Source organism: Ensifer sp. Root142 (assembly GCF_001426785.1).
GTDB classification, from domain to species: Bacteria; Pseudomonadota; Alphaproteobacteria; order Rhizobiales; family Rhizobiaceae; genus Ensifer; species Ensifer canadensis.
This window is the reverse complement of the sequence record NZ_LMFK01000012.1, coordinates 452,802-465,451: the sequence shown is the minus strand read 5'-3', so window position 1 is coordinate 465,451 and position 12,650 is coordinate 452,802. Positions and strand designations below refer to the sequence as shown.

10 protein-coding genes are annotated in these 12,650 nt (G+C 62.2%); 2 read left to right on the top strand and 8 right to left on the bottom strand.

Going from position 1 to position 12,650, the window contains the following annotated elements:
- Nucleotides 1-4 precede the first annotated feature (4 nt).
- The 3 genes from ASD52_RS14795 to ASD52_RS14785 all read right to left on the bottom strand — a co-directional run bounded on the left by ASD52_RS14795 (nucleotide 5) and on the right by ASD52_RS14785 (nucleotide 3,663).
- Entirely contained in the window at nucleotides 5-1,153 is a 1,149-nt protein-coding gene (locus ASD52_RS14795; protein WP_057211547.1) for a carbohydrate ABC transporter permease, read from the bottom strand.
- 1 nt (nucleotide 1,154) lies between these two features.
- Nucleotides 1,155-2,165 (bottom strand): sugar ABC transporter permease, encoded by a 1,011-nt coding sequence (locus tag ASD52_RS14790; RefSeq protein ID WP_025425961.1) that lies wholly within the window; start codon nucleotides 2,163-2,165, stop codon nucleotides 1,155-1,157.
- A gap of 139 nt (nucleotides 2,166-2,304) precedes the next feature.
- The gene (locus tag ASD52_RS14785) at nucleotides 2,305-3,663 is read right to left on the bottom strand and encodes an ABC transporter substrate-binding protein (RefSeq protein WP_025425960.1); all 1,359 of its coding nucleotides are present in this window, start codon (nucleotides 3,661-3,663) and stop codon (nucleotides 2,305-2,307) included.
- Between the two features lie 290 nt (nucleotides 3,664-3,953).
- On the opposite strand from ASD52_RS14785, the gene ASD52_RS14780 reads away from it, so the two are divergent.
- Nucleotides 3,954-4,985, top strand: coding sequence for a substrate-binding domain-containing protein (locus ASD52_RS14780; protein ID WP_025425959.1), 1,032 nt, complete (start codon nucleotides 3,954-3,956; stop codon nucleotides 4,983-4,985).
- A 54-nt stretch (nucleotides 4,986-5,039) separates the two neighbouring features.
- Here the strand turns inward: ASD52_RS14780 and folD are convergent, their stop codons facing one another.
- Both folD and ASD52_RS14770 read right to left on the bottom strand, forming a co-directional pair.
- A complete protein-coding gene (folD, locus tag ASD52_RS14775; RefSeq protein ID WP_025425958.1) occupies nucleotides 5,040-5,939 on the bottom strand; it encodes a bifunctional methylenetetrahydrofolate dehydrogenase/methenyltetrahydrofolate cyclohydrolase FolD in 900 nt (299 codons plus the stop codon).
- Between the two features lie 197 nt (nucleotides 5,940-6,136).
- Nucleotides 6,137-8,158, bottom strand: coding sequence for a GumC family protein (locus tag ASD52_RS14770; RefSeq protein WP_025425957.1), 2,022 nt, complete (start codon nucleotides 8,156-8,158; stop codon nucleotides 6,137-6,139).
- A gap of 171 nt (nucleotides 8,159-8,329) precedes the next feature.
- Here ASD52_RS14770 and ASD52_RS14765 point away from each other — a divergent pair, with 171 nt between their 5' ends.
- On the top strand, nucleotides 8,330-9,595 hold the full coding sequence (locus ASD52_RS14765) for a transporter (RefSeq protein ID WP_038575893.1): 1,266 nt from the start codon (nucleotides 8,330-8,332) through the stop codon (nucleotides 9,593-9,595).
- On the opposite strand, the gene ASD52_RS14760 is transcribed toward ASD52_RS14765, so the two are convergent.
- Genes ASD52_RS14760 through ASD52_RS14750 form a run of 3 tightly spaced genes read right to left on the bottom strand, consistent with a single transcriptional unit; the run spans nucleotide 9,539 to nucleotide 12,512 of the window.
- On the bottom strand, nucleotides 9,539-10,486 hold the full coding sequence (locus tag ASD52_RS14760) for a DUF6492 family protein (RefSeq protein ID WP_057224759.1): 948 nt from the start codon (nucleotides 10,484-10,486) through the stop codon (nucleotides 9,539-9,541). The two genes, ASD52_RS14765 and ASD52_RS14760, sit on opposite strands and share 57 nt — an antisense overlap.
- Nucleotides 10,480-11,295 (bottom strand): WecB/TagA/CpsF family glycosyltransferase, encoded by an 816-nt coding sequence (locus tag ASD52_RS14755; RefSeq protein ID WP_239637564.1) that lies wholly within the window; start codon nucleotides 11,293-11,295, stop codon nucleotides 10,480-10,482. Before ASD52_RS14755 ends, ASD52_RS14760 begins: the two co-directional genes overlap by 7 nt.
- Nucleotides 11,292-12,512, bottom strand: a complete 1,221-nt coding sequence (locus tag ASD52_RS14750) for a glycosyltransferase family 4 protein (RefSeq protein ID WP_063991842.1) — start codon at nucleotides 12,510-12,512, stop codon at nucleotides 11,292-11,294. Before ASD52_RS14750 ends, ASD52_RS14755 begins: the two co-directional genes overlap by 4 nt.
- Nucleotides 12,513-12,650: the final 138 nt, after the last annotated feature.

Genomic DNA, 12,650 nt, shown 5'->3' with positions numbered 1-12,650 from the left:
GAGGTCAACCACCCTTGACCGATCCCGCCAGCAGGCCGCGCACGAGGTAGCGCTGCAGGCTGAAGAACACGATCAGGGGGACGACGATGGTGATGAAGGCGGAGGCGGTCAGGATTTCCCAATTGCCGCCGCGAGAACCCAAGAGATTGACCAGCCGGCCGGTGAGGACCAGTTCATCCTGGCCGGCGCCGAGGAAGACGATGGCGACGAGCAGGTCGTTCCAGGTCCACAGGAACTGGAAGATCGCGAAGGACGCCAGCGCCGGGAACGACAGCGGCAGGATGATCTTGACGAAGATGTCGAAGTCGCTGGCGCCGTCGACGCGTGCGGATTCCATGATCTCGCGCGGCAGGCCGGCCATGTAATTGCGCAGGAGATAGATCGCCAGCGGCAGGCCGAAACCGGTATGGGCGAGCCAGATGCCGACATAGGTCTTGGCCGGCACGCCGAAGAAGGCGCCGACGCCGTTATAGAGTTTCAGAAGCGGGATCAGCGACATCTGCAGTGGCACGACGAGCAGGCCGACGACGACCGCAATCAGGATCGCGCGCCCCGGAAACGGCATCCAGGCGAGCGCATAGGCGGCGAAGGCCGCAATCAGGATCGGGATGATCGTCGAAGGAATGGCGACCGTCAGCGAGTTGATGAAGGAAGCGCCGATGCCTTCGGCGCTCAGCACTTCGACGTAATTGTCGAAGGTGAAGCGCGGCGGAACGGCGGCGGTGAAGAAGATGCGCTGGCCGCGCGAGCCTTCCATCTTCGCGTCCGAGACGATCTCGAAGCTACCATCGGCCTGGACGGTCAGCTTCTCGCCGTCGTTGAGCTCAGCAGTTTCGCCAGGCTTGAAGGCGGTCGGCTTTTGGCTCGAAAAGCCGAAGGCGGAAACCTCACCGGCAGAGGTGCCTTCAAGCACGTCGCCCGAGATCACGAACTTGCCGTCGCGTTCGACCTGGGTATCGGCACCCGGCGCGCGGGCGACGATATTCTGGGTCGAAGTCGACAGTGCCGTCCACCAGCCGGAAACCGCGAGCTGATCCTTGTCGCGCAGCGACGAGATCAACAGGCCGGCGGTCGGCAGCGTCCAGAGGGCGACCAGGAGAAGAACAGATAGATGTACGGCCCAGGTGAGAGGGGAGCGTGTCGCCGGGTTCATCTCAGTGCCCCTTCATTTCTTTGGCCGCATTGCGGATGTTCCAGATCATGATCGGGATGACGAGGACCATGATGACGACGGCGATCGCCGCACCGCGCCCAAAGTCGCCGCCGCCGCGGAACATCCAGTCGAACATGAGATTGGCGAGCACCTGGCTCTGCCATTGCCCGTTGGTCATCGCCAGAACGATATCGAACACCTTGAGGACCAGAATAGTGATCGTCGTCCAGACGACGGCGATCGTGCCCCAGATCTGCGGCACCATGATCTTGAAGAAGATCTGCCAGCCGTTGGCGCCGTCGATCACGGCGGCCTCGACCGTCTCTTCCGGGATACCGCGCAGGGCGGCCGAGAGGATCACCATGGCGAAGCCGGTCTGGATCCAGACCAGGATGGCCATGAGGAAGAAGTTGTTCCAGAAAGGCAGCGTGATCCAGGCCTGAGGATCGCCACCGAAGGCAACGACGATCGCGTTCAGGAGGCCGATCTGCTCCGTGCCCTCGGCGCGATAATCATAGATGAACTTCCAGATGACGGCGGCGCCGACGAAGGAGATCGCCATCGGCATGAAGATCAGCGTCTTGGCGATGTTGCCCCACCAGATGCGGTCGGTCAAAGCGGCGATGACCAGCCCGAAGAAGGTCGCGAGCGCCGGCACCACCAGCAGCCAGAGGAAGTTGTTGAAGATCGACTGGCGAAACTCTCCGTCGTTCAGCATCCAGACGTAGTTACTGGCACCGACGAAGTTTTGTCCGGCGCGGTCATGCAGGCTGAACCAGACCGACATGATCACGGGGTAGATGAGGTAGATCGTCAACGCGAACAGCGCCGGGGCGAGAAACAGCCATGGCCGGATGGCATTGGTGATGCGCAGGTTGCGCGACGCCTCGACACCAGATCTCCCCTTCGATGGGAAAATCAGATCGAGAATGAAGCTGGTTCCCCAGAAGTAGGCGGCGCAGCCGAGAACCCCGGCCACCATCGTTCCTACGGCAAAGACGAGCTGTTGCATGACATGTCCCTCCCCCTGAAATGCACTTTGCGTGCAGGGCATGGCGATTGTCGCCGTTCTCGTTGGGGCCCTGCCGCGCCAAGCGTTCAACGGACCCAAGGACAGGACGGGCGGCGCAATCGCCGCCCGTCGTCCATTTTTACTTGATGGCGTCCCAGGCCTTCTGAACGCTGTCGGCAACGTCGGAAGCGGACTTGCCGCCGACGAAATCGACCATGCCGGTCCAGAAGGCGCCCGCGCCGATCTTGCCGGGCATCAGGTCGGAGCCGTCGAAGCGGAAGGTCGTCGCATTCAGCAGGATCTCGCCCTGCTTCTTCAGCGGCGGGTTGCCGTAGGCATCGACGTTGACGCTCTTGTAGGGCGTCAGGAAGCTCGTCTGCGCCATCCAGACTTCATGCGCGATCGGTGTCTTCAGGAACTCGATGAAGGCGCGTGCCGCCGGCGTGTCCTTGGTGATCATCGCCAGCGTGCCGGCACCGAGAACCGGATTGCCGAGATCCTTCTTGCTGTCATAAGGCGGCATGTAGAAGAAGTCGGCATCCTCGCCGATCACCGTGCCCTCAGGGAAGAACGACGGAATGAACGAAGCCTGGTGATGCAGGTAGCACTTCGGCGGCGACGCGAAGAGCCCCTTCGGGCTGTCGCGGAAGTCGGAGGACGCGACCGCTGCCGCGCCGCCGTCGACGAACTTGTCGTTCTTGGCAAACCAGCCGAACTCGTCGATCGCGCCGACGACTGCCGGATCGTTGAACGGGATCTCGTTCTTGACCCACTTGTCGTAGACATCGGCCGGCTGCGTGCGCAGCATCATGTCTTCCACCCAGTCGGTGGCCGGCCAACCGGTCGCGCCGCCCGAGCCGAGGCCAATGCACCAGGGCTTCTGGCCATCAGCGGCGATCTTCTCGGTAAGCGCCTTCAGCTCTTCCATGGTCTTCGGCACTTCGTAGCCGGCGTCCTCGAAGTTCTCAGGCGAATACCAGACCAGCGACTTCACGTCGATCTTGTAGGGGAAGGCATAGAGGGCGGCGTTACCGTCCTTGCCCTTGTAGGTCGAGAGATCGACCCAGGACTGGCCGGCCGCATAATTGTCGAGCAGCCACTTCTGAGTATCATCGCCGAGCGGCGTCAGGTAGCCCTTGGACGCCAAGTCGCCAATCAGGCCCGGCTGCGGCAGGATGGAAATATCGGACGGGCTGCCGGCCTGGGTGTCGATGACGATCTGCTGTTCGTAGTTTTCAGAGGACGAATATTTGAGCTCGACGCCGGTCGCCTCGACGAAATAGGCATAGACGCTCTTGAAGAGCGCTTCGTCCTCGCCGCGCCAGGGTCCGAAGATCGTCAGCGTCTGCCCCTTGAGGTCGTGACCCTTCTTGAATTCCTCGAAGCTCGCCCAGTTGAATTTGGAATCTTCGCCAGGCTTGAACTTCAGATCCGCAGCGCCGGCAGCGCCCGCAAACAGCGCCAGCGCAGCCACGCTCAACAGAAATGATCTCTTCACGGTGTTCTCCTCCCAAGATGAACCCGGATCCCGCCGGGCAGATCATCAACGCGCAAAATTCAAAGCGCTTTGAGTTTGCTAACAAACCATTCCGACACTCCAGGAGTCAAGAGCTTTCGATTCACCGGCCTTCTGCCGACAGTATTTTGCTTTGCGGCAACTTTTTGCAGCGCGAAGTCGGCTAATTCCGCTTTGTATGATGAAAAACGAGTGTTACAGAATTCGAGGGCGCTGGATCAAACCATAAAAATCATACGGATATTCAAAGCGCTTTGGGAGGGAAATTGACCATGGCGGTCAATCTCAAGCAGCTCGCGGAACTGCTCGGCCTGTCGCAGACGACAGTCAGCCGGGCGCTGAACGGCTACCCGGAAGTCAATGCGGAAACCCGCCAACGCGTGCTGCAGGCCGTGCGCGAAACGGGCTATCGGCCGAACCGGGCCGCCCAGCGCCTCGCTACCGGCAAGGCCTATTCGATCGGCATGGTCATGCCGATAGCGGCCGGCATCGATTCCGACGTGCATTTCGGCGAATTCCTCGCGGGCCTCGGCGAGGAAGCGGTCAAGCACGACTTCCATTTCGTGCTCAATCCGAGCGCGCCGGAAGACGAGGAGGCGACCTTCCAGCGCCTGGCCGCCAGCGGCAACGTCGACGCACTGTTCCTCGCCTATATGCGCGCCAACGACCCGCGCATCGCGATGCTCAAATCGCTGTCGATGCCCTTTGTCGTCCATGGGCGCTCGATCGGCGAGGCACGGGACTATCCTTTCCTCGACATCGACAACACCGGCGCCTTCTATGACGCGACACGGCTGCTGATCCAGCTCGGGCATCAGCGGATTGCGCTGATCAACGGACCCGACTACCTGACCTTTTCCATCCGCCGCCATAAGGGCATGGCCCGGGCGCTGGCCGAGCATGGGCTCAACCTCGACGAAACCCTCGTCCACCACTCGCTTATGACCGACGAACACGGATATCGCAGCATGCAGCGCTTCCTGCAGCAGCCCGACGCGCCGACCGCGGTGCTCTGTTCAAGCACCGTGCTGGCGCTTGGCGCCGTCAGGGCGATCAACCAGGCGGGACTGGCGATGGGCCGCGACATCTCGCTGATCGCGCATGACGATGTGCTGCCGATGCTGAAGCCGGAGAATTTCAGCGTGCCGCTGACGACGACGCGGTCGTCGCTCCGGGCAGCCGGCGGGCGCATCGCGACCCGACTGATTGCAGGCATCCTCAAGAGCGGCGATTATCCCGACCAGGAACTCTGGCGCGCCGAATTGATCGTCCGCGCCTCGACTGGCCCCGCTCCGCAGAAATGAAAACGCGCCGCAGAGGCGGCGCGTCAGATATCGACGGATACCAATTTGCGCTGATCAGAAGCGCGGCGGCTTGCGACCCGCCTTGCGATAGGCAGCGATGACGGTGTTTGCCATCAGCATGGCGATGGTCATCGGACCGACGCCGCCCGGTACCGGCGTGATGACGCCCGCGACCTTTTCCACTTCGGAAAATGCAACGTCACCGACGAGCTTGGATTTGCCTTCGCCCTTTTCCGGCGCGGACACGCGATTGATGCCGACATCGATGACGGTGGCGCCGGGCTTGACCCAATCCGCCTTGACCATTTCCGCACGACCGACAGCCGCCACGAGAATATCGGCATTGCGGCAGACTGCCGGCAGATCCCTGGTGCGCGAATGGGCCGTCGTTACGGTCGCATTGGCGGCAAGAAGCAGGGCCGCCATCGGTTTGCCGAAAAGGTTCGAGCGGCCGATAACCACCGCATTCAGGCCCGAAAGGTCTTCGCCATGGGTCTGGCGCACGAATACCATCGCGCCGGCGGGCGTGCAGGAAACCAGACCGCCTTCGAGATCGCCGGTCGCAAGCTTGCCGGCGTTGACGACGTGCAGGCCGTCCACGTCCTTTTCCGGCAGGATCGACTGGATGATCGGTTCGGAGTTCAGATGCTTCGGTAGCGGCAGCTGGACCAGAATGCCGTGGATGGCGGCGTCCGCATTGAGCTTGGCAACCAACGCCGCCAGATCTTCCTGGGTCGTTTCTTCAGGCAAGGTGTGCTGGACCGACTGAAAACCGCATTCCTTGGCCATCTTGCTCTTCGAAGAGACATAGGCATGGCTTGCCGGATCATTGCCGACGATCACGACCGCGAGACCGGGGCGCACGCCCGCATCAGTTTCGAGCGCCTGTGTCGCGGATTTCACGGCCTCGATAACCGAAGCGGCAACCTGCTTGCCATCAATCACAGTCGTCACGGCATTCCTCCTGGCTTCCTGTTCGCGGGACACTCTAATTCGCCTCGGGAAAGGCGATTGCCTCAAAGCGCCCTATGCTGTCCCAAACGCATAAATGCAAGGGGTCGGCATGGCCAGATGCACGTTTGCAGCGCAGGCCGCGACATTTCCTCTCATCACTGAAAGGCTGCCTGCTCGTTCTTCGCAGATGCTGAGGTTCAGCGACGCGCGACCTTCTGGCGGGAGTAGCTCTCGACGCGCGACCTGAGCGCGCGAAGATCGTCCTGCACCTTGGCGATGCCGAGATCGTCCTCGGGCTCGATAGCCAGGGGCGACGGCCTTGTCGGGGAAGCCTGGCTTGCCAGCTCGCGCGAAGCGAGATAGGCGGCAGCCAGCGACTGCGCATGGTGGGCTGCTGGCGAGAATGGCGGCGGCAGATCCGGTTCGCGCGCCTTCATTTCTTGCTCATTGCGCGCGCCAGGCCCCGGTTCCGGGTCGGTGCCCGGCTCTGGCGGATCCGGGTCGACAGTCTCCGGCGGCGCACCCCTCGGGCCGACAAACAACCCGTTCAGGCTGCGATAGATGCCGAGCAGGATACCGAGACCGAAACCGGCGAAAAAGCCCGCAAGCGTTGCGCCGATGACGATGATCTTGCGCGACGGCCCCTTGGGCTGCAACGCAGGCTCCGCCCGCGAAACGACGCGGATGTTCTTGGCCGTCAGCTTTTCTTCCTCGCGCGTTTCGCTGGCGCGCTTCAGGAAGGACTCGTAGATTTCGCGGGTCGCGGCAGCATTTCGCTCCAGTTCGCGCAGCTCGACCATCTCGCCGGACGAATTGATCTGGCGGGCCTTCTGCGCTGCGAACTGCCGGACCAGATCCCGCTCCGCACTCTCGGCACGATCGAGTTCGGTCTGGGCGGTGGCCGCAATGCGCCGCAGCTCATTGGCGATCTCGGCGCGGGAGGATTCAAGCGACTGTACGGCGGCAATGCGCTGCGGGTGACGGGGACCGAGGCTTGCATCGAGCGAGCTCAACTGCGCCCTGGTCGCCGCATATTGCTTGCGCAGCTCGGCGAGCGCCATCGAGCTGACTTCCTCCGGAAAGGCGCCGGTCAGCACGTCATCGAGCCGGACCTTGCCGGACACGTCGGCCTTCGCCTTTGCTTCGGCGATCCGGTTGCGCGCAGCAGCGACCTGATCGCTGAGGCTGAGCAGTTGTTTGTCGGCGATCAGCTCGCCGCCGGCGCCGACGATATCGTTGCGCGCCTTGTATTCCTCGATCGCCTTTTCAGCGGTATCGAGTTCGGCCTTGAGTTCGGAGATACGCTGATCGAGCGCCGCGGTGGTCTTCTGGAAGAAGCCGGACTGTGCCGCCGTCTCCTCGCCCAGAAAGGTTTCGACCAGGCGGTTGACGATCAGCGCCGATCTCTCCGGGCTTCGGCTCTGCGCTTCGACGATGACGATGAAGGTCTTGGGATCGCGCCAGACGCGGATGGCGTCGCTCAGTTTCTGCAGGGTGCGCGGCGAGACTTCGCCTTCCGCCGCGCCAGTTCCTGAAAACTCGGCATCGTTCTGCAGATCGAGATCACGTGCGACCTTCTCCATCACGGTGCGCGAGCGCAGAACCTCGAGCTGGCTGTCGACAAGCGCAAGAATGGCTTCCGTCGCCAGCGACTGCTTGGAGAGATCGGAATCCGTCAGCCGCACCTCGCGCGGGTCGATATAGAGCCTGCTCTCCGAGAGATAGATGCTGGGTGTCGACAGGGCGATCGCGACGCCGGCGACGGCGCCGAGTATCGTCGTGGCGGCAATGACGAAACGAACCTGCCAGACGGAGCGAAGCACGGCCTTGATGTCGACGAGCGGTCTGTCACCGGGTGGCAGCAATGCATCTCCACCCGAACCGTCGGAGGCGTCGTCCGCATCCCGACCGGCCAGCCACCGGGCAATCTTGCCGTCCGCACCGCCAAGGCCACGCTGCGGCCGAGTAGCCGGACCGCTCAGTGCCGACGGTATCTTGGGTTGGGGTGTCGCGCGAGCTGCATGCCGCGACGCGGCATAGCCCGGCTGTGTAGCCGCTTGATCGGCCTCGACAAAGCGGTCGAGCAACGACGAGCCGGCGGATCCTCGGCCTTTGGCGTCGGGCTTTTGCGCGCGCGCCGAGACCCGCGGGCCCCCTGCTGCGATATCGAGCAACGATGCACGCGGAACCGGGCGTTTTTCGTCGTCGACGTTGAACATGACTTATCCCGCGGCTGCCGAGATGGCGAATTCCGAATAGTGAATTCAACCTAAGGAAACAGGGAAAACAAATGGTTAATTTTGGAGAAAGAACCAACCCCAGAAACGGGCGATCTCACGCCTTATTAAGCTTTCCCGCCTATGACGGGAGAGACTCCTGGAAGTTCGATCGTGCACCACCGCATCAAAGCGCTTTATCTTCGCCACAGGGCGCTTGTTCACGCCTATCTCTCGATGACGGGGGGTTCGGCGGGGCGGCTCGTGTTGTCGCTTGCGTATTTTATCGCTGTTGCCAACACGCTTTCCATCGCCGATTTCGGTCTCTTTGCCACGGCGTCCGCCGCCGGCATCATGATCTCGCGCGCACTTGCCTTCGGCTTCATGTCGCCGCTCTACCGCGTGGCGACGGTGAAACCGCTGCTGGTGGGTACCTATAGCGCCGGGTTTCTCGTCGGCGCGCTGCTTTCCCTGCCGGTGATCGCACTGATCTGCGTCGGCACCTTCATCGCGCTTTTTTCACGCGACATGTCGGCCGGCACCTTTGCGGCCTTCATGGCGGCCGAGATCATCTGTTGGCGCGGGCTCGAAACGGCGGTCATCGTTCTCAACGGCCTCGGCCGCTTCGGCCGCGGCGCTCTGCTCGTGGTCATCGCCACGGCAATCCGCACGGCGGCGGCGCTGCTGTTTGCGCTGCTTCAGGTCAACACGCTTGGCGCCTGGTCGCAGTTCTATCTCGCCGCCAACGCCATCAGCCTCGTCATCGCTCTCGTACTGTTTTACCCAAGGGTGCGTCTTCGCTGGCAGCCCCGGCTCTACTTCCGCCGCTGGGGCGATTCGGTCTCGGTCGCAGGCGCCGAAATCCTCTTCTACATTCAGTCGGAGTTTGACAAGATCGCCGTGCTGGCGATCGGCGGCCCGGCCGTATCCGGCATCTATGCGATCCTGATGCGGCTTGCCGATCTGACCGCCCTGCCGGTGCGCTCGTTCAACACGCTGCTCGTCCAGCGGATCATGCGCACACCCGATGCGATCGCCCGCTGGCCCGTTCGCCTATCGATCGAGTTTGCCGTGGCTGCCGCCTCGTTTGTCGCCATCGCTGCAATGGCCGTTTATCTTTACGTTTTCCCGAACGGTCTGGGCCATAACGTTTCGGCTGCAGCACCGATCGTGGCGATGATCCTGCTGGTACCATCGTTCCGCAATCTGATCGAGTATCATTCGGAACTGCTCTATGCGACCGGCCGCACCGTGCGGCGCATGGCCAACCTGCTGGTCGCGGGCGTGGTGAAAGTGGGGTTGCTTGCGATGCTGCTGACGACGACCACGGATGTTGCCGAGTGGGCGCCATCGCTCAACCTGATCTTCCTGGTTTTGTATTTGCTATCCTTCGGCCTGACCTATACCGCGCTGAGCAAGCCGGCCAACCGGGTCATCTGACGCGAGTTCGACCACAGCCTTGCGGATATCGTCGAGATCGTGGCCGACGAACGACTGGACGCCGATGCCGATCTGGTGCGGGGCCATATCCCTTAGGAAATCCCTGAGGCCGGCAATGCCCTGCCGATAACTGTCGTCGAACCAGAGCACGTGGCAAAGTGCATCGGATGAGGGCTTGTGCCCCTGCCCGCCCATAACCTCGTCGACGAAGCGGCCATAGATCGTGCATTCGGAAAAGGCGCGTGTTTTTGTCACCGCTCGAACCCAGTTGCGGCCATGCAGCGCTTCGACATGGTCGACGAGCTTGCGGCATGTGTCGTTGCGCCAGGCGATCAACGTATTGATGTAATCGTTGGCCGGCAGCGCATAGGGGCCGATACCGAGAAGCCGATCGGAATGCGCAAGCCATGCCAGATGATTGGAGCGCATATTTGCGTCAATCGCCGCATCCTTGCGGTAAAGCGTCAGTCGGCCGTCCCGCCAGAGTGTGGCGGGGTCGAAGTCGCGAAGGAAGACGACATCGGAATCGACCGCGAACATCGCCGCCTCATCGATATGGCGGGCAAGCGCCAGACGTCGAAGCTGCTGAACGTGCCAGCCGCGCAGTGGTAGGCCAAAGGGGCTCAGCCAGATCTTGCGGCGCCCGCCCGAGAGCGGGTCGGTGACGGGACGCAGCCACCAGGGCAGAAGATCGCGCTCGTCGATGACCTGCCGCCGCGATCCTTCGAGTTGGTGGAAAAGCGTGACGTCGAAATCGGCGACGAGCAGATAGTGCACCCAATCGCCCTGCAGCCGCCGATCCATGCTTTCGCACATCAGGCGGCAGCGCTCGAAATCATTGGCGTAGGACGCAGTGACAACAGCGGTTCGCCTGGAGGGCTCGGTCAGCATTTTCGCGCTCCGAGGCTGGAGTTGCCGACGCTTTTTCGAGCGCGGCCCGTCAGCTTGTGCAGGAATACACGCAGCAGGAACAGCGGGTTGCCGAGGACATAGCGGCGCCACATGCGCTTCGGCTCAAGAGCCAGCCGGTAGAACCATTCGAGCCGCAGCTTGCGCAGAAGCTTCGGCGCACGCGGGAACTCCTGAGCGACGAAATCGAACAATGCGCCGACGGTGATCACCAGCCGTGCATCCTGCGGGCCGACATAGGTATCGACCCATTTCTCCTGCATCGGGCTGCCCATTGCCACGAGAAGAATATCGGCTCTCAGAGCCCGCACGTCGGCGAGCAGTTCGCGCGACCGGCTGCGATCGAAGAAACCGTCCGAAACAGGCAGGAATTCGTGCCAAGGCGCGTGTTTGCGAAAGTTCTCGGCCGCGCGCGCCAATACGTCCGGCCGCGCGCCGATCATCGCGATCCGCATCGGCCGATCGAGGTAGGTCAGCAAGGCCGGAACGAAATCGGTGCCGTTGAGATTGGCCGGGAACATGCCTCCATGGAACAAATAGGAAGCGATATCGACGCCGTGGCCATCGGGAAATACGATCTGGCGGCGCAGCACATCCCGATATTCGGTGTCCTTCAACATCAGGTTGGCGTTGTTCGCATTGAGAAAGGCAAGACTCACCTGTCCACTGCTGCGAGAAACCGCGTCGTTGGCAAAGGCGAAAGCGCTCGCCCAGCCGAGATCGGCGACCGGCATGCCCAGGATCATGCGCTGCGATACCGCAACGTTCGAGGCGGCGACAGATATGGTCACGACCGGCCTCCGTCGTGGACCTTCAATCGTGGTCGAACCTGGGCGCTTGCGTCATTTGCGGCAAGGCCGGGCAACACATCCAGCATGACCTGCATCATCCTGGCCTTTTGAGTCCGGTGGAACGCTGCGCCGTCCAGGCGCTGCGAAAGGCCGGCGCGCGCGTGGGCGACCTTTTCCACCAGCAGGCGGGCAAACTCCCGGGGATCGTCGGTCGGCGTGCAATTTTCCGGGATCGTCTCGATGCCACGCAACGAAGCCTGCGTGGCAACCGACGGCATGCCGAGCTCGAACGTCTCGATACTTTTCAGCTGTACCCCCGTGCCGCCACGGCTGATCAGCGGCACGACGGCACTGGCCGCAACGAAGGCGCGGGCGTCCGGCACGCGACCAACGAAACGAATGCCCGGATGCGAAACGACAGGCGCTCCATCCAGTTGCCCGGCGATCGCGATCGACATGTCCTGGGGAAGATGGGGCACGACCTGATCCAGGAACCAGTCCAGGCCGAGCCGGTTCGGCCGCCAGCTCCAGGTGCCGATCAAGCCGAGGTCGTGCTGGCGCTGCACATCAGGCACAATCGGCGCGTCCCAGCCGGTAACCAGCGGCAGCACGAATGCCCGGTCGTAAACAGCACGACCGAAACCGAGACGATCCGCCTCGGCGAAGGTCCACAATCCGACGGCATTCTGCGCCAGTTGCTGTTCGTAGCGTTCGAGATACAACGCCTCGCGCCGAAAGAGGAAGCGCTCCAAAAGGCCCTTGGCACGCTCGGCATTTTCCAGGGCGGAATCGGCCTCGACATTGTGAGCGACATAGATCGACGGATAGGACCTGAAAACTTGAGCGAACGCCGCGGGCAGTTGCACGGAATTGAGGACCTGACCGTCGAAGGGTGCAAGCCCGTCGAGGATCGACTGGATCCGGCCCGCCGATACGCCAAGCATCTTGGCTGACGACACCGAGGTGCGATTGAGAAAAGCGGTCGCAAGCCAGCTCAGCTTTTGCAGGCGGCCAGCCTTGGCATTGGTCACTTCCAGTTCGCCAAGCAGGTGCATCTCGCAGTCGGGCGCCGGGCGCCGCCCGGGCTGCAGAAATCCGATGACACTGACCCGATGGCCAAGCGCGAGCAGACCGTCAAGCACCGCACGATTGGCGATATCGAAACCGGAGGCGGGATTGTCTACGGGAACGAGTGAGGAAACCAGGACCAGATGCATTTTGCCACACGTCATGGATGGAGCATTGCGCCTTTCTTTAGCAGCGCGGGGTGAAGGACCGCTTAAAGCATTCATTCAAAAGTCGTTTTGCCGGTTCAGCATCTGTTTAGGAAGATTTGCTTTAGTGCTTGCCAGCAA